This window comes from Abyssisolibacter sp. ZYX002 (assembly GCF_056892235.1).
Window position 1 is genome coordinate 267872 of the sequence record NZ_JARMXH010000005.1, and the last position, 22199, is coordinate 290070.

Annotated in this window: 24 protein-coding genes; 7 read left to right on the forward strand and 17 right to left on the reverse strand. The window is 29.9% G+C overall.

Going from position 1 to position 22199, the window contains the following annotated elements; genetic code table 11:
- Positions 1–13: 13 nt before the first annotated feature.
- The 7 genes from pseC to rfbA all read right to left on the reverse strand — a co-directional run bounded on the left by pseC (position 14) and on the right by rfbA (position 6674).
- Entirely contained in the window at positions 14–1222 is a 1209-nt protein-coding gene (gene pseC / locus P3X86_RS15705; RefSeq protein ID WP_483293664.1) for a UDP-4-amino-4,6-dideoxy-N-acetyl-beta-L-altrosamine transaminase, read from the reverse strand.
- Positions 1223–1227: 5 nt separating this feature from the next.
- A complete protein-coding gene (locus tag P3X86_RS15710) occupies positions 1228–2178 on the reverse strand; it encodes a dTDP-glucose 4,6-dehydratase (protein ID WP_483293665.1) in 951 nt (316 codons plus the stop codon).
- A gap of 14 nt (positions 2179–2192) precedes the next feature.
- Positions 2193–3191, reverse strand: a complete 999-nt coding sequence (locus P3X86_RS15715; RefSeq protein WP_483293666.1) for a polysaccharide biosynthesis protein — start codon at positions 3189–3191, stop codon at positions 2193–2195.
- A gap of 123 nt (positions 3192–3314) precedes the next feature.
- On the reverse strand, positions 3315–4163 hold the full coding sequence (rfbD, locus tag P3X86_RS15720) for a dTDP-4-dehydrorhamnose reductase (protein WP_483293667.1): 849 nt from the start codon (positions 4161–4163) through the stop codon (positions 3315–3317).
- A gap of 4 nt (positions 4164–4167) precedes the next feature.
- A complete protein-coding gene (gene rfbB, locus P3X86_RS15725) occupies positions 4168–5181 on the reverse strand; it encodes a dTDP-glucose 4,6-dehydratase (protein WP_483293668.1) in 1014 nt (337 codons plus the stop codon).
- Positions 5182–5205: 24 nt separating this feature from the next.
- Entirely contained in the window at positions 5206–5751 is a 546-nt protein-coding gene (rfbC, locus tag P3X86_RS15730) for a dTDP-4-dehydrorhamnose 3,5-epimerase (protein WP_483293733.1), read from the reverse strand.
- A gap of 23 nt (positions 5752–5774) precedes the next feature.
- Entirely contained in the window at positions 5775–6674 is a 900-nt protein-coding gene (gene rfbA, locus P3X86_RS15735) for a glucose-1-phosphate thymidylyltransferase RfbA (RefSeq protein WP_483293669.1), read from the reverse strand.
- Between the two features lie 211 nt (positions 6675–6885).
- Between rfbA and P3X86_RS15740 the strand changes: the two genes are divergently transcribed.
- Positions 6886–7290, forward strand: a complete 405-nt coding sequence (locus tag P3X86_RS15740) for a hypothetical protein (protein WP_483293670.1) — start codon at positions 6886–6888, stop codon at positions 7288–7290.
- Positions 7277–7849 (forward strand): TetR/AcrR family transcriptional regulator, encoded by a 573-nt coding sequence (locus tag P3X86_RS15745; RefSeq protein WP_483293671.1) that lies wholly within the window; start codon positions 7277–7279, stop codon positions 7847–7849. Before P3X86_RS15740 ends, P3X86_RS15745 begins: the two co-directional genes overlap by 14 nt.
- Before the next feature lie 48 nt (positions 7850–7897).
- Here the strand turns inward: P3X86_RS15745 and P3X86_RS15750 are convergent, their stop codons facing one another.
- The 8 genes from P3X86_RS15750 to P3X86_RS15785 all read right to left on the reverse strand — a co-directional run bounded on the left by P3X86_RS15750 (position 7898) and on the right by P3X86_RS15785 (position 14958).
- Positions 7898–8197 (reverse strand): hypothetical protein, encoded by a 300-nt coding sequence (locus tag P3X86_RS15750; RefSeq protein WP_483293672.1) that lies wholly within the window; start codon positions 8195–8197, stop codon positions 7898–7900.
- A gap of 150 nt (positions 8198–8347) precedes the next feature.
- A complete protein-coding gene (locus P3X86_RS15755) occupies positions 8348–9403 on the reverse strand; it encodes a hypothetical protein (protein ID WP_483293673.1) in 1056 nt (351 codons plus the stop codon).
- Complete coding sequence (locus tag P3X86_RS15760) at positions 9396–9884, reverse strand: RNA polymerase sigma factor (protein ID WP_483293674.1); 489 nt, start codon at positions 9882–9884, stop codon at positions 9396–9398. Before P3X86_RS15760 ends, P3X86_RS15755 begins: the two co-directional genes overlap by 8 nt.
- Before the next feature lie 608 nt (positions 9885–10492).
- Positions 10493–11035: a peptidoglycan-binding domain-containing protein gene (locus tag P3X86_RS15765; protein WP_483293675.1), complete on the reverse strand. Its 543-nt coding sequence runs from the start codon at positions 11033–11035 to the stop codon at positions 10493–10495.
- An 862-nt stretch (positions 11036–11897) separates the two neighbouring features.
- Entirely contained in the window at positions 11898–12446 is a 549-nt protein-coding gene (locus tag P3X86_RS15770) for an NADH peroxidase (RefSeq protein ID WP_483293676.1), read from the reverse strand.
- Between the two features lie 31 nt (positions 12447–12477).
- Positions 12478–12882: a Fur family transcriptional regulator gene (locus tag P3X86_RS15775; protein WP_483293677.1), complete on the reverse strand. Its 405-nt coding sequence runs from the start codon at positions 12880–12882 to the stop codon at positions 12478–12480.
- Positions 12883–13155: 273 nt separating this feature from the next.
- Complete coding sequence (locus P3X86_RS15780) at positions 13156–14463, reverse strand: ACGS family protein (RefSeq protein ID WP_483293678.1); 1308 nt, start codon at positions 14461–14463, stop codon at positions 13156–13158.
- 228 nt (positions 14464–14691) lie between these two features.
- Positions 14692–14958, reverse strand: coding sequence for a DUF1292 domain-containing protein (locus P3X86_RS15785; protein ID WP_483293679.1), 267 nt, complete (start codon positions 14956–14958; stop codon positions 14692–14694).
- Between the two features lie 149 nt (positions 14959–15107).
- Between P3X86_RS15785 and P3X86_RS15790 the strand changes: the two genes are divergently transcribed.
- From P3X86_RS15790 to P3X86_RS15800, 3 genes are all read left to right on the forward strand, one after another.
- On the forward strand, positions 15108–16181 hold the full coding sequence (locus P3X86_RS15790) for a phosphoinositide-specific phospholipase C-related protein (protein ID WP_483293680.1): 1074 nt from the start codon (positions 15108–15110) through the stop codon (positions 16179–16181).
- A gap of 132 nt (positions 16182–16313) precedes the next feature.
- Positions 16314–16994: a zinc dependent phospholipase C family protein gene (locus P3X86_RS15795; RefSeq protein WP_483293681.1), complete on the forward strand. Its 681-nt coding sequence runs from the start codon at positions 16314–16316 to the stop codon at positions 16992–16994.
- A 16-nt stretch (positions 16995–17010) separates the two neighbouring features.
- Positions 17011–18519 carry a M3 family metallopeptidase gene (locus P3X86_RS15800; RefSeq protein WP_483293682.1) on the forward strand — a complete coding sequence of 503 codons (1509 nt, stop codon included), beginning with the start codon at positions 17011–17013 and terminating at the stop codon, positions 18517–18519.
- Positions 18520–18739: 220 nt separating this feature from the next.
- On the opposite strand, the gene P3X86_RS15805 is transcribed toward P3X86_RS15800, so the two are convergent.
- Complete coding sequence (locus P3X86_RS15805) at positions 18740–19720, reverse strand: D-cysteine desulfhydrase family protein (protein ID WP_483293683.1); 981 nt, start codon at positions 19718–19720, stop codon at positions 18740–18742.
- Positions 19717–20238, reverse strand: coding sequence for an FmdE family protein (locus P3X86_RS15810; protein ID WP_483293684.1), 522 nt, complete (start codon positions 20236–20238; stop codon positions 19717–19719). The genes P3X86_RS15805 and P3X86_RS15810 overlap by 4 nt, the downstream gene beginning before the upstream one ends.
- A gap of 185 nt (positions 20239–20423) precedes the next feature.
- Here P3X86_RS15810 and P3X86_RS15815 point away from each other — a divergent pair, with 185 nt between their 5' ends.
- Positions 20424–21401, forward strand: a complete 978-nt coding sequence (locus tag P3X86_RS15815; RefSeq protein WP_483293685.1) for an ABC transporter ATP-binding protein — start codon at positions 20424–20426, stop codon at positions 21399–21401.
- Positions 21398–22198 carry an ABC transporter permease gene (locus tag P3X86_RS15820; RefSeq protein ID WP_483293686.1) on the forward strand — a complete coding sequence of 267 codons (801 nt, stop codon included), beginning with the start codon at positions 21398–21400 and terminating at the stop codon, positions 22196–22198. The genes P3X86_RS15815 and P3X86_RS15820 overlap by 4 nt, the downstream gene beginning before the upstream one ends.
- The last annotated feature ends 1 nt before the right edge of the window (position 22199 follow it).

Genomic DNA, 22199 nt, shown 5'->3' on the forward strand with positions numbered 1-22199 from the left:
TTTACTCCATATCTTATACGCTTTTTGAATAATAATAAATAATCTTCTTTACAGCTTTTACAACATCACATATATCTCGCCTACTCATAGCAGGAAAAAGTGGTAATGTTATTATTTCGCTATATAACTTTTCAGCATTTGGACATATCCCTTTTTTGTAGCCTAACTTTTTATAATATGGATGATAGTACGCAGGCATATAATGAACATTTACACCTATATTTTCTTTTATAAGTGCATCGTATATCTCTTTTCTAGTAGCCTTTAATTTACTTAGATTGAGTCTGATCACATACAGGTGATGACTACTTGATACTCTATCATCTTTATTGCTTTGACATATTATCTCTTCTATATCTTTAAATGCTTCACTATATATATTTGCATATTCTCTTCTCAGTTTAATAAATTTATCAAGCTTATCAAACTGACTAATTCCTAACGATGCTTGAATATCTGTGATGCGATAGTTGTAGCCTAACATTTGCATCTCGTAATACCAAGCACCTTGGTAATCATCAATCTTATTTTTTTGCTTTGTTATTCCATGTGTTCTAAATTGTTTTAACTTTTCAAAATACTCCTTATTATCCGTAGTAATGATTCCCCCTTCACCAGTAGTGATATGTTTTACTGGGTGAAAGCTAAACATAGTCATATCGCTTATAGCTCCAACTCTTTTTCCCTTATAACTAGCCCCTAGTGCATGCGCTCCATCTTCTATAACTACTAACCTATGTTTCTTAGCTATATTATTAATCTCTTCTAAGTCAGCCGGTAACCCTGTATAATCCACCGGTATTATTGCTTTGGTTTTATCTGTGATAAGTTTTTTTATTGATTTAGTATCTATATTGTAAGTATTCATATCAATATCTGCAAAAACTGGTTTGCCTCCTAGGTAAAGAATACAATTTGAACTCGCAACAAATGTCATAGGTGAAGTTATTACTTCATCTCCTGACTTTATCCCTGTAGCGTAGCAAGCACCGTGAAGTGCTGCCGTACCGTTTGAAAAAGCAACCGCATATCTAGAACCTACGTACTTAGATATTTTATGTTCAAATTTTTCAATAATAGGCCCTGTAGTTAAATAGTCACTTTTTAGTACATTTACTACAGCTTTTATATCCTCTTGATCAATCCATTGTCTACCATAGGGAAGATACTTATCTCTGACTGGAGTTCCTCCATGAATTGCTAATTTTGGTTTATAATTCATTTAATCTATTCTCCTTTGACAATTTGTCTACTAATCCATTCTTGAGTTTTTTCTATTCCACTAGTTATGTCTACTGACGGAGTCCAGCATAGCAATTTTTCTGCTTTACTATAGTCACATAGTAGTTTCTGTATCTCACTTTGAGGATGAATATGTGGGATATGTTTTATCCTAGACTCATCATTTATAATCAGTTTAGCCAAATCATTAATAGAGATATCTACGCCATAACCAGCATTGATTATATGACCATTTGTTTTATTAGAGTATCCAGAAATAGCTACAAATTCAGCACAGTCCTCCACATAAAGCAAGTCCCTAGTTTGTAAGCCATCTCCATAAATATTGATATCTTTTCCTTGTAATTTGTTATTTATAAATATAGACACTACGCCTCCTTCTCCTGTAGTTTTTTGGTATGGCCCATATGTGTTAAATGGTCTGATAACAACAGTTGGAAGTCCATAGGCGTAATAATAAGAAAGCACCATATTTTCTGATGCTATTTTTGAACCAGCATAAGGTGATGCCGGCTTAGTTGGATGGTTTTCGTTAATTCCTTTAAGCTTTATAGCTTTATCATAAACCATACAAGTACTCATAAACACTAGTTTTACTTTATGCTTTTTACACTCCTGCAATATGATAAAAGTTCCTATCGTATCATTTGTAAATGTCTGTTCGGGACTATCAATACTATCTTGCACATTTATACTTGCTGCTAAATGGTAACATAAATCAAATTCCTCTTTAAATACACTGCTTATGACTTGCTTATCCGTGATATCTCCTTCAATAAACTTAACATGCTCATTACCCTCTACAAAGTTTTTTATATTTTCAAAGCTTCCGCTTGATAAATTATCTAGTATCCATATACTATGATCATCTTCTAATAGTCTCTTTACAACCCATCTTCCAATAAACCCTGCTCCTCCTGTAACTAGTATATTCATTTAGTCAACTCCCTTCATATTAGTTTTTGGTCTATTATTAATTTATTGAGTTCTTCAATAGAAATAATTTCTTGATTATCAGAACTATAAATTCCTACTTTTGCTTTTTTTGCATTACTATAGTTAAAATCTTTTTTGGATGGAATGATAAACATTTCTGGAAGTTCTAAAGCTGTTAATGACTCATCATATGTCATCAATTCTTCATATCTTTTTTCTCCCGGTCTTAATCCAATATACTGTATCTCTATCTTTTTTTTATCAATGCTATACTTTTTACATGTCTGCTCAATAATAACAGTTATTAAATCCTTTAGCTTTATAACTGGCATCTTAAGCACAAATATTTCTCCACCCTCTGCCTTCTTCATAGCTTTAATAGTAAGCTTTGTAGCTTGATTTATACTCATAATAAATCTACTCATATTTTCATCTGTCACAGTTATTTTTCTGTTATTTATTATTTGGTCTACAAACAATGGAATTACAGACCCTCTAGAGCCCATAACATTCCCAAATCTCACCATAGAAAAACTAGTCATTCTACTTCCTTTATTGTTCTCAGATGCTACTATCATTTTTTCTGCAACTAACTTCGTAGCTCCATATATATTGGTTGGTGAAATTGCTTTGTCTGAACTTGTGAAAATTACTTTTTTTACTTTTTGTGCTTTAGCAGCTTTTATAACGTTATTTGTCCCTATAATATTTGTTAATACTGCCTCATATGGATTATATTCGCACGATTCAACATGCTTCAATGCTGCAACATGAAACACATAATCAATATCTTCCATAGCATTTAATATGCGATCATAATTTCTAACATCACCTATTAAATACCTCATATTACTATATTCAGATAACTTATTCTTTAATACAAATTGTTTATATTCATCTCTACTGAAAATTCTAACAACTTTGGGCTGATCTACTAGTATCTCTTTGACTAGACTTTGACCTATAGTTCCTGTTCCTCCTATTATTAGTATTTTTCTATTTTTAAAGAACATAGCTTACCTCCTTATGCATCAAATGTTTGTATCCTAATTTCATAATATGTAATTTGTAGTAAGAAAGTTATATAAACTAGTAGAATTTACATAATAAAAATGAGCAGACATTATCTGCTCATTCTATTTACTATGTTTCTCATTCAAATATCTTTTCAAAGCACTTTGCCAAGTAGGTAATATATACAGTCCATTTGTTTCTAATTTGGTTTTGGATAATCTTGAATTGTTTGGTCTTCTAGCAGTAGTTTTAAAATCAATTGTCTTTATAGGATATACTATAGTTTTCATATCCGAAAGCTCAATAATCTTTTTAGCAAATTCATACCAACTACAAAATCCTTCATTAGTGACATGATATGTTCCATATTTATTTGTAGCAATCAATTTTCTTATAAATACAGCAACATCTCTAGTATAAGTTGGTGATCCTATTTGATCATCTACTACTTTTATATTTGGATTTACTTTAGCTAATCTAATAATTGTGTTTATAAAATTATGTCCATTTGTTCCAAAAAGCCATGAAACTCTTAATATAAAATAATCATCTAAATGTTCTTTGACTTCAAGTTCTCCTAAGTATTTAGTCCATCCATAGTAATTTATAGGATTTGGTATGTCTTCAACCGTAAAAGGTTTTTCTCCTTTTCCATCAAATACATAGTCAGTACTAATATATAGTAACTTTGCTCCTATCTCTTGTGAAATACTAGCAATATTTTTTGTACCTATGACGTTTATTTTATGACATAGCTCTCTTTCTTTTTCTGCTTTATCTACATTTGTATAAGCTGCACAATGCACTATGATGTTTGGTTTATAATCTTTAATAAATGAACTACAAGCTACCCTATCTGTTAAATCAAACTCCTTTTTGTCACTTCCACAGCACTGTATATTATGTTTTTTTAATTCTTTTATAACATCATATCCTAGCTGTCCATTATAACCAGTAACTAAAACCTTCATATGATCACCTTGTTTTATTATATATATTTGATATTTTATATTTACCACTTAATATATTCTCTATCCAAGAGTCATTTTCTACATACCAATCAATTGTTTCTTTTATTCCGTTTTCAAAAGAAGTATGTGCTTTATATCCTAATGACTCGACTTTGGTCGAATCGGTGGCATATCTCAAATCATGGCCTGGTCTGTCATTTACATAAGAGATTAAACTCTCTGGTTTGTTTAGCTGCTTTAGTATAAATCTTACTACTTCTAAATTACTTCTTTCATTACCACTACCTACATTATATAATTCGCCTACTTTACCCTTCTTGATTATCTTATCAATTGCTTTACAATGATCCTTTACATGTATCCAATCTCTAACATTCATACCATCTCCATATATAGGTAACTTCTTATCCTCTAATGCTTTTGAGATCATACATGGTATCAGCTTCTCTGGAAATTGATATGGTCCATAGTTATTAGAACATCTTGAGATAGTTGCTGGTAATTTGTGTGTTCTACAATAAGATAGAACCAAAAGATCTGCACTTGCTTTGGAAGCAGCATATGGAGATGATGGTTTTAATGGATAGTGTTCTGTAAATAATAAATTTGGTCTGTCTAATGGCAAATCACCATAAACCTCATCTGTAGAGACTTGATGAAATCTTTTTACTTCATAGCTTCTACATGCATCCATTAATACTTGTGTCCCTATTATATTTGTTGTTATGAATATGCTTGAGTCTTCTATTGATCTGTCTACATGTGATTCAGCAGCAAAGTTTATAACTATATCAAATTTCTCTTTTTCAAAGAGCTCGTATACACACCTTTTATCGGTTATATCTCCTTTGCAAAAAGAAAAATTTGGGTAATTCATTATGCTTTTTAGAGTACTTAAATTCCCAGCATAGGTCAGTGCATCTAAACATACAACCTTGTAGTTTGGGTATTTATCTAACATATAAAATATATAATTACTTCCTATAAATCCAGCCCCACCTGTAACCAATATCTTCATAAAACTCACTTCTTTCTATTAATATTAGAAGTTATAATCACTGTCTTTAAGGAATGGTGCCATCAAATCCTTTTGAGATAATATAGGGTTCTCATAGTCCCATTCTATAGACAGCTCACTATCGTTATATCTAATACATCTATCATGCTCTTTGGAATAATATTCATCTACTTTATATTGTATTTCTGTATTATCAACTAATGTCAAAAAACCATGTGCAAATCCTTTAGGAATAAACAGTTGTTTTTTGTTTTCCTCGGAAAGCACTACTTTTATCCATTTTTTGTATGTTGGCGACTCCCTTCTTATGTCTACAACTACATCTAAAATTGCTCCTTTTGTGCATCTTATTAATTTTGCTTGTGCCTTTGGGTTATTTTGAAAATGCAATCCCCTAAGTGTCCCCTTTACTTTAGACAGTGAATGATTATCTTGAACAAAGTTTACATCAATACTCTTTGGTAAGAGTTTTTTTAATGAATATGATTCCATAAACCAACCTCTATTGTCTTCATAAACTTTTGGTTCTACAATCATTACGTCCTTTATTTGTGTGTTTATTACCTTCAAATCCACTATATCACTCCAATCCTTTAAAATTGTGAGTTAATAATATCTCCATGTGCAACTTTTTCTAGATATTTACCATAAGGTGTTTTGATATACTTTTTAGCTGCTTTTAAGAGCTCTTCTTTAGTTATCCAGTTATTATTGTATCCTATTTCTTCTAATGCTGATATTATCATACTCTGTCTCTTTTGTATTATCCTAATAAACTCAGATGCATCAGATAAAGCCTCTATTGTCCCTGTATCAAACCAAGAAAAACCTCTGCCTAAAAGTTTTACATCTAGCTCGCCTTTATCTAGATATTTTTTGTTTAAATCAGTTATTTCTAATTCTCCTCTATTGCTAAAATTTAATGACTTTGCATACTCAACAGCTTTATTATCATAAAAGTATAAACCTATAATGGCATAGTTAGATTTTGGATTTTTAGGCTTTTCTGTAATCGAAAGAACCTTGCCTTTTTCATCAAACTCTACAACTCCAAACCTCTGAGGCTTTTCAACATAGTAACCAAAAACTGTTGCGCCTTCTTGCTTTTGATTTGTACTTTTCAATATATTTTGCAGGTCATTACCATAAAAAATGTTATCTCCTAGAACTAAAGCGACACTATCTCCTGCTATAAAATCCTCTCCAATAATTAAAGCTTCTGCTAAGCCATTTGGATATTTTTGCTCTGCATACGAAATGTTTATACCATACTGACTTCCATCTCCTAATAGGTTTTTGTATTTAGGTATATCACCAGGCAATGCAATAATTAAAATCTCTCTAATACCTGCTAACATCAATACTGATATAGGATAATAAATCATAGGTTTATCATATACAGGTAACAATTGCTTATTAATCGCTACAGTCAAAGGATACAAGCGTGTTCCGTAGCCACCTGCCAATACTATTCCTTTTCTTTTACTTGGCATCAAGTAACCCCCTATTAATATTATTAATATAAATCCATACTTCAATTTATGTATAAAAATATCAGGGGGTTCAATATTTAATATAATTATAGATTTCTACTTATTAATCATTAAATCATGGTGTATTTAATTTATACTTTTTTGACTAAATTGTACGTTTGTAGTATAATATTAATAAAATCGTATAGTTTAATAAAAAGGGGGATGTAATATGAAAAAAAATCTAACAACTATAATAGCTAAAATAGTATCGTTATACTACCTAATAACTGGAATTGGCTTTTTTGTCTCTAGTAGTTATTATCAAACTATGATAGCTCATAAAGGCTCAGACCCAATATTAATCAATTTGTCAGGTATGGTTCATTTTTTTATTGGTATTACAATTTTAGTACTGCATTTCAAATGGAAAAAATTCATCGAAATAGCTGTATCCTTATCAGGTATTTTGTTTCTAATGAAAGGTATTTTCTTAATTGCATTGCCTTCTCTAACTCTACAAGCATCAAGCAACCCTACTCAGATTCCCTGGGCAATGTCTATTGGCTTTATAACTACGGGTTCATTGATAGGTTATTTTGCTTACTTTAAAGGAGATAAAAATGAAAATAAATAAAAAAGATGACATAGTGAAATACTCGTTAGAATTGTTCAATAAATATGGCACAAAAAAAGTCACAGTTGAGGAAATTTGTTCTAAATCTAATATAAGTAAAGGAACTTTTTATAAATATTTTTCTAATAAAACTTCTTTACTTATCTATATAGTCACTTTATTTATAAACGATTCTAATGAAAGATTTAAGAACTTATTAGATGAAAAGATTAATTTCGAGACTTTAGTAAAGGCTGTCTTGCAACTCAAAGAAGATTTTATGCAAAAATACTCCTCAGATTTTCTTATGTCTTTGTACAGCAGTGGAGAACCAAAAATAAAAGAACTTCTTAATAAGCTTCATGAAGATTCTATCAACAACTCTATGGTAATATATCAAATAGGATTAGCTCAAAAGAAAATAAGTAATGACATAACTCCAGAGTTCTTTTTATATCAACTAGAACTCATTGATAAATCTCGCAATGATCCGAGAGTCATTAACATGTACCCTGATATAAAAAAAAGAAATATGGTTATATTTGAGCTATTCTTTTATGGCTTAATAAAAAGATTTTAAATAAATCTCTAATAAAGGCATGCTTCTAACATGCCTTTATTTTTTACATTACCTCACTCTTAGTCCACAGCTATGACAGAACTCTTCTTCTGATTTTAGCACAGTATCACAACCAGGACATTTTTCAGCTAGTGGATTTTCTAGTTTTCTTTTTTTACTTTTAAAATGAGACTTATCTCTAAAGGTTTCTATATTGACACCATCTATTTCTACTACCCTTATTTCATTACTATCTATGAAAAATATATCACCATCTACATCGCATACAGCCACAGTTTTAACTGTTCCTTCCTCTTCATGAGGAAATATATTTCCCCCAAAATAACTAGGTCTTGTTGCTTTATACATCCCAAGTCCTGCACCTAGTAAGAAATATCTCTCTTTATTTGCTTTGTTTTCTACTAATAGCCATGATTACCCTCCTATTAACTATGTAATCCCTTTTAACACACTGTATCAAACATATTAATAAAAACAACTATATTTTATGAGTGAATTTTAATCATAGCATTGTTCTTCAAGACGAAATGTTACTTGCCAATCGCCTTTTGTAAAAGTATTACTTATAAAAAATGTTCCATAAAGGGAACACTGATCTATCTTTGACTTTGGTATATCAAATATATACTCATCATAATCTACTCTGTTTGCATCAATATTTTTTTCCATAAAACCGACTCTATATGTAGCATTTATTTTTTTAAAGTTTTTATCAACCAAGAAAAAGTATCCATGATTATCTTTCTCTAAGTTATTAATGACAGATGTTTGGATATGAAGCATTCCATCCATATACCCAATACCTGTTAAGTTAATATCCTTAACTGGAAATTTCATAGGAGTTGCTGGTGTTAAAACTTCGATTTCATCCTTATCCGTAATATACTCACTATATTTAGTTCCGCCACCACCAGTTGTTGATACATATTTCGTTGATTTTGCTTCGCCTATGGTTTTTAAATCCATTTCAATAGGTATTTCGTTATATTCGTGCTTATTACTAATAAATTCTCTGACTGAAAAAGTTATCTTATCTCCAACTATCTTTTTATTACCCCATTCTTTTATAGTTATCATAAAAGTTGCTGTTTTTGTTTTAGTATCGTAAGCAACTAGCCTACACGTTGCAGAGCTATCAAATGCTCTATTGATTGAATAACTATCATTAAGATCCGTAGTTTCGTCTATACGATTACCTTTTAGATCTTTTAGTGTTATGTATATCTCTGCTGTATTATCATGAATATAACTGGATACAACCTCCATTATTATACCATTATCTTCACATGTCTTCCTCACAGGCATAAAATATTGAGCAACAGATGGAGAAACGAAATACATAAGGTTATATATGCCTGATACATTATCCGCTATTACTGGTGTTACTGTCAGCACAATTAATAAAGATATTGCACAAATTGCAACAGGTTTAAGAAAAAAGTTTTTTATTTTATTTGTTTTTATTGACTTTTTTTTAGCATGTATAACCTTATTTACTAGTTTACTGTCAGGAAAAATTTGTTCATTCATGCTACGATATGTATCTCTAAACATTAGAATCCTCCTTTATAATTTCTTTTAGTTTATACCTCGCACGTGTAAGCTGTGTTCTAATCGTGGACTGTTTTTTGTTTAATATCCTGCTAATACTTTCTACACTCAAATCTTCATAATAAAAAAGGTGTATTACTGCTCTATACTTTATAGGTAGTTTTTGAAGTTCATAGTGAAGATTGGTTTCTTCCTTTGTTTCAAATACAATCGATTCATCTAAAGGTATTGTTTTCTTCCTCCAAGAAGATGCCCATAGTTTTTTACAACAATTTATAGTAACCCTAATAAGCCATGCTTTACAGTGTTCTTCTGTTTCAAACTGAGGTTTTTTTCTAATATATCTAATAAATACTTCTTGATATATGTCCTCTGCATTGCTTTTATTTCGTGTCTGTGAGAAAGCTAATCTATACACCATATTAGAGTATGTCTTTATAATGCTTTCTAAACAATCCTCTTCGTTAAACGAGTCTATTCCCATAAACTGAATCCTCCTTCCACTATGAATACCCTATAGTAATCCGAAAAGCTACAAAATTTATAAAATATTTATACTAAATAATTTTAGGGCAACAGATATACAAATATCCATCGCCCTATTTAATAAAACATACTATACAATCCAATACGTGGTGTCATATTGAATTATGTTATAGTCTAACTATAGTTCTTTAAAAATCCCCTAAAAATCTTATTCCATTACTAGCAATTAACATTTTACTTTATTAATGACATGTTTGTCAAGTAACGTGTTTTATAATTGCGCTTTTATGCATTTGAAAAAGATATTTCTAAACCTTTGTACTATAAAGTAAAAAACTTGGTTAAGCAATACGATATACTAAAATCCTGTTAGACTTAAGCTGTTTAAATCCAAATACATATTAGAGTCAAATATTTTTTTCTCCAAAGCACCGTGTTGCAATACTACTTAATGCCATAATCATTACAACAACCAATAATAACGCTAGTCTTCTGTTTTTTTTATATTTTAATATTCTTTATTTTTATTTAACTTTTTATAAAGTTCTATTTAATGTTATTGTTCAGTGTTATATTTAAATATTATCATCATATCAGTTTTATTTATCACTGAGGAGTTGGAAAATCATCAAAACTATTATTACTAAGGAGGTGATTCCATGTTTTCGGTCCGACTATACCATCCTCAGTAAGACCCGCTCTATACTGAAATGTGTTAACATAATATTTTGTTTCATATTGGAAATCCCCATCAACCACCAAATTACATTTGTATTTTTCTTTTAACTGATATTGTAAACCTCTAACAGTATTACTTTTCACACCATAATATACAGTTGCTATTAGCTTAGACCAAGTATTCTTCCCAACAATACCATCTGCTGATAAATTATTAGCAGATTGAAAACTCTTTACTGCTGATTTTGTAGCTGAATCAAAATAGTCACTCGGTTCACCTCCATCAGGATATAGATTGTAGCCTTTGGATTTTAAGAAGCACTTTAAAGTCTTTACATTAGTTCCCTTATCACCATATCTGAGAAGTGGCCATGAATGATTTCCAGCATGTGCATATATCGCTATGCTACTTAATGCCATCGACATTATGACAATAAATAATAACGCTAGTCTTCTGTTATTTTTTTTCATTTTAACATCCCCTTTATTTTTATTTATCTATTATATAGAGTTCTATTTCTTTATTTAAATTTCCTTTATTTTTAATTAATGTAATTTATTGTATAAATTCTATCTCTTTTATACTTTTGAAAAGACAGCTTCGTAAAAAGGGTTCATCATATCGAATAGGAGGTTACATTTGAATATAATTAATTTTTGGAGTATTTAGAATGTATTTACTTCTTTACATTTTTATCCATGTATTTTATATTATAATTAACTACTATTCTATTTGAAAGGAGGGTTTGTATGAAGAAGCTTAGAAGGATAATAAGGACAGAATCTACTGTTGCATGTAACGGTTCTTGCATCTGTCGGTGTGAAAATTCATTCGCTTATGTAGACGAGCGAGCGATTTTGATTTTCTTGGCTGGTCCTGATGATTAACGTTAGAAAAAAACTAGTTTTTTGATAGCTCTATATGCTATACTTATACTGGTCATGTAAGCTATTGTATTAATAAAAGTCACTCTTTCGGGTGGCTTTTGTTTGTGCTATTTGGCAAAAGGGGGATTTGACTTGAATATTGACTTGAAAGTTTCCATCATGTGCATATATTGCTATGCTACTTAATGCCATTGTCATTATGACTTATAAATAATAACGCTAGTCTTCTGTCTCTTTTCATTTTGATATCCTTTTCTATTTAACTATTACATAAACTATTACATAGAGTTGTATTTCCTTTATTTTTGATTAATATGATTTCTTGTATAATACTGAGCGACAAAAAAATAATGGATAAAAATCTCAATATATGAGTTTTTTATCCATTTTAATATTTTTGTTCTGTGTTCACTATTTATATTCAAATATTATCATCATATCTTTATTAACCAAAATATCTCTTTAAAAGACCTCTAAAGGCTGAACCATGTCTAGCCTCGTCTTTACACATCTCATGCACTGTATCATGAATTGCATCGTAGTTAAGTTGTTTTGCTCTTGTTGCCAAATCTTTTTTCCCTTGACAGGCACCATGCTCTGCTTCTACTCTCATTTTTAGATTTGTTTTTGTATCTGCAACTACTACCTCTCCTAGTAACTCTGCAAATTTAGCTGCATGCTCTGCTTCTTCCCAAGCTATTCTTTTATATGCTTCTGCTATCTCTGGATATCCTTCTCTATCTGCTTGTCTGCTCATGGCAAGGTACATTCCTACCTCTGTACATTCTCCCATAAAGTTTGCTCTTAAATCTTTTACTACTTCTTCATCTAAACCTTTTGCTACTCCTATTTTATGTTCATCTGCCCAAGCTAAATCCTCTATTGATGATTGTTCTATAAATTTATCTGCTGAAACTCCACATGTTGGACATTTTTCTGGAGCATTTTCTCCCTCGTGAACATAACCACATACTGTACATACAAATTTTTTCATTTTACTACCTCCAAATTTTAATTTTTTGCTGTTATTTACAGCCTTTACATATTCCTTTTAAATAAAAATGATACTCATTAACTTCAAAACCATCTAAATCTTTGATAAAAGGCATTTCTACCTTGAAGTCATAGACTTCGTTACAGCGCCTACATTTAAAGTGTCCATGAAATGAGGTGTCTGCATCATACCTAGTTTCATTGTCTTCTATGTTTATCACTATCACTATGTTCTTTTCTACAAATAGTTTAAGTGTGTTATACACAGTTGTCTTTGACAATGTAGGTATTTCTAGAGCTAACTCTTTATATATCATATCAACAGTCGGATGATTTCTATGTTTTATCAAATACTCAAAAATCTTTACTCTTTGATAAGATGGTTTTATATCATTGCTTTTTAGATAGTTTGAAACATTATTAATTTTAAATTTCATTAAACCATACCTTCTTTCGAGTTATGTGTAATCATTTTAAATTTGTAACGATTACAATTTAAGTGTAATATAAAACAACTACCTTGTCAATATGTTTTTGTAGTCGCTCTTTTTTGTTAATATATATATACCCATGGTACTTATGTTTAAACATATTTTTTTATTTTTATATTATTTTTTGTTAACCATTGATTTTTAGCCTTTTTTAGACTATTTCTCTATTTCTAATTTAAAATTTCCTGTTATTTTTCTATTATAATTTTTTACTTCTCTCTATTTCTTGTACTTTTTGATATTTTTAATGGTAAACACAAACATTGCTGTTATATTTAATGTACCTACTATAAACATAAGTAAATCTGTTATGTCAAATATCATATTAAAATGTGTAACACTTAGTAATCCTGATAAACTTATTAACGATAAATACAGTAATATCCTATTGTTCTCATTTAGCTTTATGGTCTTATTGATAAAATGAAATGAACCAAGTATAGTGGTTAATCCTGAAAATATAAAGAAAATCATTATTATAGCTTCTCCTGCAAACCCTGTAACTATCTTTGCACTTTTAAAGTATCCTGATATTCTATTAAAATTATTTTGACTTAATACTATATTTGAAACATTATTTTTACCATATGTAAACACATAGGATGTTATTATTACTGCAATAAATATAGTCAATAATGTAGACATTGTCTGAATTAAGGCTTCTCTTCTTGATGAGTTAAATCCTTCTGAGCTTGCTAGTGCACTTGTGCCAAGAGCTGTTTCGCTTATTTGTATTATTCTCTGAAACCCTATTATCAACCCTATAGGTATACCTATAGCTGCCATCCTAAATGACATAAAGTCATCCCATATAATTAATAAATACTCTGGTATAAAACTCGCTGTTTTTATCAAAAATACTATAAAAAATAAACCATAGGAAATCAATACTAATCCAATCATTGATGATAAACTCTTTATAAATAATTCATGGTTTTTAGTTATCACTATAATAGATGCGACAACAAGTAGTGGAAACACTATGTACAATAGTTCACCTGTTTGTGTAAAATTATATCCCAAGCTATTTTCCGATATATTTTTAACTACACTTTGTATACCTGTAAACTGAAATCCAACAAATCCAAATGTATATAGTATAACTAGACATATTGCATAAATAGTACCTGCTTTATTGTTAATATTGTAATCAATAAACTCTCTAGGCTGTTTATTAGTTACTCTAGAAAATAAAACATCACAATATGTAATAGGTACTAGTATAATCATACCAATTAATATCCACATTACTATGCTTTCTCCACCGATACCATCCTCAGAAGACTTATACATTGCCGTCAGAATTCCTATTATTGCTCCTGTACCTATTTTGGATGATAGTGATATTGAAACTGAATCCCTGATTTTAGACCATACCCATTTGTCATTATCTACATAGCTTATTTTTTTTCTGTATTTTATTGTTTTATATATTATAAATAACCCTAAAAGAATAATTACTGGTAAAAAGATATTCCATATATATTCACTTGCTTTATTAATTAGGTTTCCAATTATATATACCATATTTACCTCTCCTAACTTAGTCGATACAATCACTAAGGCAATATTTTCAGGTTATTTTATATCACATGTTTTATGTTTTTCATAATAAGTAAAAGTTATGTACTATTAATTTAATTAATCAAGCTAGAGTACTCCTTTAATAAAAAGAGCCTATCAATTATGACAGGCTTTTTTATAATTAAAGTATTATTTACTTATTAATATTTAATGTTTTTTGTTGTTATTAAATTATTCCTTTATCTCTTCTATGTCTTCATCCTCTTCACATATTTCCATAAAAGCGTGTGAAACCATATCATATTCTTCATCTGATTCTATATGTGATAATATTGGCTCGCCATTTTCTTCAATATACTTATATATGTACACTGTTTCTTCTTCATCTGGCAATAGTGCAATATACTCTTTGCTTTCTACTTCAAATACTGCTAGAACTGAACAATCAACTTTTTTTCCATCTTCTAGTTCTAAATGTATAACATTATTCTCATCCATTTTAATCCTCCAATCATTTTATGCTATTATTATACATCTTTATCAGCATAGTATACAACATATTAATTTGGTTAATTCAATAAATATACTTGTCACATTGAATTTACATTTGCATATATTAAATAAAGATTCTTAAAGGAGGATATATCATGTATTTTTCATATTATAATCCTAATTCTTTTAATATAAATAGCTTTAGTTTTGTTACTTCTCCAAGATGGACGGATTTTCAAAATTGGATGGGAAATTCTAGTGATGCTATAAAAAATCTAGCTTTGAATAAATTATCTTTACCTGGAACCCATGATTCTGGAACTTATGAATTATTCACTGACGAAATATACAATGTCAATGATTTTACAGGAATAGCCCCTACTATAGCAGGTCCTATTATTAGAGCTATGGCTGTAACTCAAAATGCTAACATATACACACAGCTTTTAGAAGGAAATAGGTATATAGATTTGCGGTTCGCCAAAGACCAAAAAGGTAGAATTAGAATTGTTCATACTGTTTTCGGTAACAGTGCCACCAATATTTTTGAACAAATAGCAACTTTTCTAAATAATAATCCTAATGAAGTCGTAATCATTGATATTCAATCTATTAATAATCTAAACGATTCTGACCAAATTAATCTAAAAGCCACTATATTAAATACTATAGGTAAGCATCTTGCTTCAAGAAATTCTTTATCTACTAAATCAACTTTGAACGATTTTTATAAAGCAGGAAAAAATGCAGTTTTGCTATATACTAATAGCAATATAGTTGACAGCGAACCTCTATACTGGTATCGTAACAATTCCACCATTTTAAACCCATGGTATAATACCAATGATTATAACTATCTAATTAGTCAAATAGATACTAGTCTTAAAAATCTACCTTCTATTCGTGATTATATATATGTATCTCAATTGATTTTAACTATTAACTCTTCTGAAATCAGAGATATAATACTAAATCTTCTCAAATGGCTACCTATACCAATCTACGGTCAAATTAGATTCACTGAAGAATTTAATAAACTAGTTAACACTCCAGGTATTTATAATCTTATATCTCCACATTTTCAACATATAGAAGATTGGCTAAAAGCTCATTCTCCTACAATAAACCCTGGTCCTAATGCTTATTTCCCTAATATTATAATACAAGATTTTTATCAAAGAGAATCAATTAAAACAATTATTGGATACAATACTTCATATGGTAAATAATAATGCATCCATAATGTGGTAATGTGTAAACTGAAATGCTCTTTAGTTTTGCTTTTAGCTTACTTGCACATTTATATATAAAGGTATAAAATTAGATTTGTAAGAAGTTATTTTTATGAAGGGAGAACTAGAATGGCAACTTGGATTACTCACTTACGTGTAGCAGAAAGAATATTGCACTATTATGATTTTAGTATGAAAGAATTTCTAGCAGGTAACATTGCTCCAGACAGCGGTGTCCATAATGAAAACGGGACAAGCTGTAATCCACCTAAGAAAGTAACTCACTGGATGTTTAAAGATAATAATGGAAAAAATCAATTAGATGCGGAAGGTTTTTATAAAAAATATATTAGCGAAATGGAACGCGATGATAAAAAGCTATCTTTTCTGTTGGGTTACTACGTTCATCTATTAACAGATATAAAATGGCTTCAGATGCATAGAGCAAAACAGTTACAAAACCTTAATTACAAAGAACGTCTAAAGAATGATCCTAACTTTATACATGAAGTAAAACAAGATTGGTATGGATTAGATTTTGAATATATAGCAAATAAAAAAAATAATGTCTTTCATGATAAATACTTAAAAATAGATTCTATCAATGATTATATTGATTACTTTCCTTTAGGTGCATTAACCTCGAAGATGAAGTTCATACATAACTTTTATCTGAACGATGCAGAAAGTTACACTCCAACGCATCGGTACTTAACAACTAAAGAAATGAATAATTTTGTTGATATCGCAAGTTCAGAAATAATTGAAATATTATGCAGTAAGCTCTATAAATACAAAAAAATTGATTAGCAAAGGAGATTAAACTATGAATAAGGCAGAAAACATATCTAGCGAACTTCATAATCTTGGCATAAAATACAGTCAGTTATCTTGGACTCGATTTACTACAAGTTTTGACTTTGGAGTCAATAAGGCATACGAAGAAATGATAACATTGCTTAAAAATACAGAATATTACGACTATATATGTAGTTTACTTGACAATAACATGGATGATGTATCTAGACGTAAACTTTTATTACTAAAAAAAGAATTTGATCCTTTTCATAAATCAGAAGAAATTAATGCCTTACAGCTAGAAATAAACAAGAAAGTTACAAAGCTTTCTCAAATACTCAATACACATCGCTGTGTTTTTGAAGGACGTGAGGTTTCAGCTGTAGAATTATCTCAAATATTAAAACAAGACTCTGACCGTAACCGTCGTAAAAAAGCTTACATGGCTAAAAATCAAGTGAACAAACCGCTTATCGATGCTGGTTTCTTAGACTTAGTAAAAATGCGTAAAAAACTTGCAAAGCTAAACGGTTTCGATAATTTTGTTGATTATAAGCTTGATGAAGCCGAACTTGAATCTACTACTTTTGATAGCTGGAAAAAAGAACTATCTCAGGTGCTACCTAAAATAAAAGAAATTAGGGAAAAAATAGCTATGCGTTTTTTAAATGATACAAAGATATACCCATGGGATGAGCAATTTGTGACTGCAAAGCTAGCTCCAAGTCTTAATACTCCAACCAACATGAGTACCTTTCACTCTCATTTAGTAGAGTTTTTTAACCAATTTGGTATTGATTTAGCATCTTTTAATATTACTTATGATGTTTTCCCAAGAATTAATAAATCTGAATGGGGTTATAACTTTGGTATTGAAACAGGTAAAGATTCTCGTATCTTAGCAAATGTAAAAGATTTATATAGTGAATACGGAGTGCTCCTTCACGAATCTGGACACGGTATACATTCATTTTTACTAAAACCAGAAGATATAATGATTAACCGAGGTGTTAGTGGTATAATTTCTGAAGGTATTGCTAATCTATTCCAAAGCTTTATGCTTGATAGTTTATTTTATAAGCAATTTTTTGATGACTCGGTTGCTGATGAATTCAAAGAATTACAGCAATTCCAGTATATAGATAGTTTCAGAGCTATATTTAGAATATTTTTTGACCAACAGTTTTATAAAGAGGATTTGAGCAGTCTTGAAGATGTAAGCAATATGTATTGGCGTCTATATAAGGAGCTTTTGGACGAAGAACCTTTCTGCGATAATCCACCGTGGGCATTTACAATTCATCATACTACTCACCCTATATATCTTCATAACTACTTTATGGGTGATGTAACTTGCACCATGCTCAAAAAAGTATTTAAGCAAAAATACAACGTAGCAAAAATATCTGAAGATCCTAAAGTATTTGGTCAATTTATAATTGATGAGGTTATATCTCCATCGGGACTTTATAAGTTCAATGAATTGTTTGAAAGGATTAGTGGAGATAAGTTTAGACTAGATTATTTGTTAGACTAAACTAGAAATATTAAATGCAAAATGTTATAAATGCATCTTAGAGAATAGATCTTAAAAAAAACACAATCTTTTCATGTGTCTATTCTGTAAATACTGTTTAGTTTTCATGGCTATTATGTTACTTTATAAACCTTTTTAAGAGAATATTTTTAACAAATAACGTAATATATAAATACAGGAATAATATCATGATATTATTCCTGTATTTATATATTTTATTTTAGAAACCAAATTCCTCTCTTTTCGGTATAAGTCCTAGTAATCCACCTGTGTGTATGAATAGTATATTTTTAATATTTTTAAATGTGCCTTTCTTTATCTCATTTACAAGCCCGTATGCTGATTTACCTGTATATACTGGATCGAATATTATACCATCTCTTTTGGCTACTTCTTTTATGAAATCTATTTCTTTTTTCGTGCTTATTCCATAGCCTTGTCCGACATATCCGTCTAGAATCATTATATCTTCAAGTCCATAAGTAATATTTGCCCCTAAATACTCATTAGCATCTTTAAGATGTTTATCTATGCGATTTACAAAATGTTCTTTATCTTTTGAAACATTGATGCCATATATCTTTTTATTTGATTTGTTTACTAGATTAGCTAAAAAAAGGCCTCCATAAGTTCCTCCAGAACCTACTGCACACACAATAGCATCAAACTCAATACCTATTTCTTTTTCTTGCCTTATTATCTCTTCAAATGCATGATAATATCCAAATGTACCTATACCATTAGATGCACCTTCTGGTATAATATATCCATTTATATCCTCACTTTTTAGGTTCTGAACTAATTTATTCATTATTGTCTCTCTATCTTCATATTCTTTGGCTGTAACAAATATTATATTTGCTCCAAATAGCTTATCTAACAAATAATTACCATCTATACTGTCATTTTCATTTCCTCTAAGTATTAAATATGATTTTAAGCCAAGCTTTGCTGCTACTGCTGCTGTAGCCCTAGCATGATTAGACTGTGTTGCTCCACATGTTATTAGTGCATCACATCCTTGATCTAATGCTTCTTTGACTGCAAACTCCAACTTTCTAATCTTATTGCCTGATACCTCTATCCCTGAATAATCATCTCTCTTTATGTATACATTTATATTCTCATCTATACTTGATAAATATCTGGAAGCCTGTATTTTGGTAGGCAAATTTGCTAAATCTAATCTTTTTGGTATCATTTTGACACTCCTTCCTGGTATTTTATGTAACAATCTGTACAAATATTCTTGTCATTAACTAAATACACCTTATTTTCTGCTACTTTTTCTTTGCATTTATCACATAAGACTGTGTTATATATCTTTGCTTTTTCAGGTAGTACAGCTGTAGTTTCACTAAAATTAAATATCTCTTCTATATTTGACTGTAATATGTATTTAATTTTTTCGTTCCTATTCATATTAGCATAATCCATAGGCTTAAGCGATATTTTGATATTATCATTATTTGTTCTATTATAAAAATTGAAAACCATCTTACCTGTATCTTTAAAAATCAAATTACCTTTTCCAAAGGTACACCCTATCAATACTTGTATCGCGTCTACTGCACACGTGTCATTTTCGGTGACACATACTATTTCTTCATCTAGAGAAAATTTAATATTCATTTTACTTATTACCGCTTGAGACACCTTTAATCCTATTGCTAAACCCGGACATTCGTGACCATGAAATTCTACACATTTATCCCACATATTTAATATAGCCTCCGTACTTCTATTATTTATATGTCATTATCGTACTATATTATATAATTTTATTCAACAATGTAAGTTAATTATTTAAATTATAAATTTGCCAAGTAAATATTGACATGCTTTACTAGAAAATATATAATATATTTTGCACTTTATAATTACATCATAAAAGGAGGTTCATAATGATAAAGGTTGAACACTTAAATAAGAGTTTCAAGGTGTCAAAACGGCAATCGGGAATTAAAGCAGCTCTAAAATCCTTTGTTACCAGACAATACTCTATAGTTCATGCTCTTAAAGATATTTCCTTTGAAATTGATGAAGGAGAAATAGTCGGTTATATTGGTCCAAATGGAGCTGGTAAATCTACTACTATAAAAATCATTAGTGGTATACTAGTCCCCGATAGTGGAAAATGTAACATCTTAGGAAATACTCCTTGGAAAAACCGTATTAAACATGTTAAAAATATTGGTGTTGTCTTTGGCCAAAGATCTCAACTATGGTGGGATGTACCAGTAATTGATTCCTTTGAATTATTAAGAGATATATACAAGATTCCACAAAAAGAATACTCTAGTAACCTAGAATTATTAACTACTACACTTAATTTATCAACACTACTCTATACTCCAGTTAGACAGCTTAGCCTTGGGCAGAGAATCAGATGCGAAATAGGAGCTTCTCTTTTACATAGTCCTAAAATATTGTTTTTAGATGAACCAACCATTGGGCTCGACGCCGTTTCAAAAATAGCCGTAAGAAATTTCATTAAAACCATAAATAAAGAGAAAAAAGTTACTGTCATACTTACTACACATGATATGAGTGATATCGAAGCACTTGCTAACAGAATAATGTTAATTGGTAAAGGAGCATTATTGCTTGATACCACTTTAGATAGTCTTAAAACAAAATATATGACTAATAAAATTTTAACAATACACCATTCTAATAGCCTTGAAGAAATCAATATAAAAGGTGCCTCAATACTGTCTAGATCAAACGAGCGCATGACCTTATCTGTTGATCTAGCTAAAACCAAAGTATCTGATGTCATAGGAATTCTATCTTCAAAGCTGAGTATAATTGATATATCTGTTGAAAATCGTCCCGTCGATGAAATTATCGTTCAGTTATATAAGGAGTATGCAATATGAAGCCTTATTTTTCTCTTTTCAAAATTAGACTACTCAAAGGATTACAGTATAAGATCCCAGCATTAGCTGGCATATTAACTCAATTTTTCTGGGGATTTATAACTATAATGATATTTGAAGCTTTCTATAAAAGCTCACCATCTGCTCCAATGTCTTTGAATGATTTAGTTGATTACCTTTGGCTAAGACAAGGTTTCTTGATTTTAGTTATGCTATGGTTTAGAGATAATGAGTTGTTTAACCATATTAAAAACGGTACTATTGCTTATGAATTGTGTAGACCTACTGATTTATATACTTTTTGGTACGCTAAACTAATAGCTCAAAGATTATCTGGTGCAGCACTAAGATGTTTGCCTATCCTAATAATTGGTATGATACTCCCAGAACCTTTTAAATTAAATATACCACCTAATATTATCTCTTTAATATTATTTATATTTGCAATGTTTTTCGGTCTAGTTTTAACGGTAGCAATTTCCATGTTACTTTATATATCAGTATTTTATACCCTGTCGCCTGTAGGTTCTTTAATTTTATTTGGCATGATTAGTGATTTCTTTTCAGGTATACTTATACCTATTCCCTTTATGCCAAAAATATTAAAAACAATAGCACATATACTTCCTTTTAGTTATACATGTGATTTACCTTTTAGAATATATTCTGGAAACATAAATATAGCAGAAGCTATCAAATTGCTTGGTGTTCAATGTGTATGGATAGTAACAATAGTTATATTAGGTAAATATTGGATGTCTAGAGCGTTAAAAAAAGTGATAGTACAAGGAGGATAGT

Coding starts and splice junctions, on each gene's coding strand:
- P3X86_RS15760 (WP_483293674.1), bottom strand. CDS start 9,884: ATGGGAATAGACTCGTTTAACGAAGAGGATTGTTTAGAAAGCATTATA.
- P3X86_RS15820 (WP_483293686.1), top strand. CDS start 21,398: ATGAAGCCTTATTTTTCTCTTTTCAAAATTAGACTACTCAAAGGATTA.
- P3X86_RS15710 (WP_483293665.1), bottom strand. CDS start 2,178: ATGAATATACTAGTTACAGGAGGAGCAGGGTTTATTGGAAGATGGGTT.
- P3X86_RS15745 (WP_483293671.1), top strand. CDS start 7,277: ATGAAAATAAATAAAAAAGATGACATAGTGAAATACTCGTTAGAATTG.
- P3X86_RS15755 (WP_483293673.1), bottom strand. CDS start 9,403: ATGTTTAGAGATACATATCGTAGCATGAATGAACAAATTTTTCCTGAC.
- P3X86_RS15795 (WP_483293681.1), top strand. CDS start 16,314: ATGGCAACTTGGATTACTCACTTACGTGTAGCAGAAAGAATATTGCAC.
- rfbB (WP_483293668.1), bottom strand. CDS start 5,181: ATGAAGATATTGGTTACAGGTGGGGCTGGATTTATAGGAAGTAATTAT.
- rfbD (WP_483293667.1), bottom strand. CDS start 4,163: ATGAAGGTTTTAGTTACTGGTTATAATGGACAGCTAGGATATGATGTT.
- P3X86_RS15800 (WP_483293682.1), top strand. CDS start 17,011: ATGAATAAGGCAGAAAACATATCTAGCGAACTTCATAATCTTGGCATA.
- rfbA (WP_483293669.1), bottom strand. CDS start 6,674: ATGCCAAGTAAAAGAAAAGGAATAGTATTGGCAGGTGGCTACGGAACA.
- P3X86_RS15780 (WP_483293678.1), bottom strand. CDS start 14,463: ATGGTATATATAATTGGAAACCTAATTAATAAAGCAAGTGAATATATA.
- P3X86_RS15810 (WP_483293684.1), bottom strand. CDS start 20,238: ATGTGGGATAAATGTGTAGAATTTCATGGTCACGAATGTCCGGGTTTA.
- P3X86_RS15815 (WP_483293685.1), top strand. CDS start 20,424: ATGATAAAGGTTGAACACTTAAATAAGAGTTTCAAGGTGTCAAAACGG.
- pseC (WP_483293664.1), bottom strand. CDS start 1,222: ATGAATTATAAACCAAAATTAGCAATTCATGGAGGAACTCCAGTCAGA.
- P3X86_RS15805 (WP_483293683.1), bottom strand. CDS start 19,720: ATGATACCAAAAAGATTAGATTTAGCAAATTTGCCTACCAAAATACAG.
- P3X86_RS15790 (WP_483293680.1), top strand. CDS start 15,108: ATGTATTTTTCATATTATAATCCTAATTCTTTTAATATAAATAGCTTT.
- P3X86_RS15740 (WP_483293670.1), top strand. CDS start 6,886: ATGAAAAAAAATCTAACAACTATAATAGCTAAAATAGTATCGTTATAC.
- P3X86_RS15750 (WP_483293672.1), bottom strand. CDS start 8,197: ATGTATAAAGCAACAAGACCTAGTTATTTTGGGGGAAATATATTTCCT.
- P3X86_RS15765 (WP_483293675.1), bottom strand. CDS start 11,035: ATGAAAAAAAATAACAGAAGACTAGCGTTATTATTTATTGTCATAATG.
- P3X86_RS15715 (WP_483293666.1), bottom strand. CDS start 3,191: ATGTTCTTTAAAAATAGAAAAATACTAATAATAGGAGGAACAGGAACT.
- P3X86_RS15775 (WP_483293677.1), bottom strand. CDS start 12,882: ATGAAATTTAAAATTAATAATGTTTCAAACTATCTAAAAAGCAATGAT.
- P3X86_RS15770 (WP_483293676.1), bottom strand. CDS start 12,446: ATGAAAAAATTTGTATGTACAGTATGTGGTTATGTTCACGAGGGAGAA.
- P3X86_RS15785 (WP_483293679.1), bottom strand. CDS start 14,958: ATGGATGAGAATAATGTTATACATTTAGAACTAGAAGATGGAAAAAAA.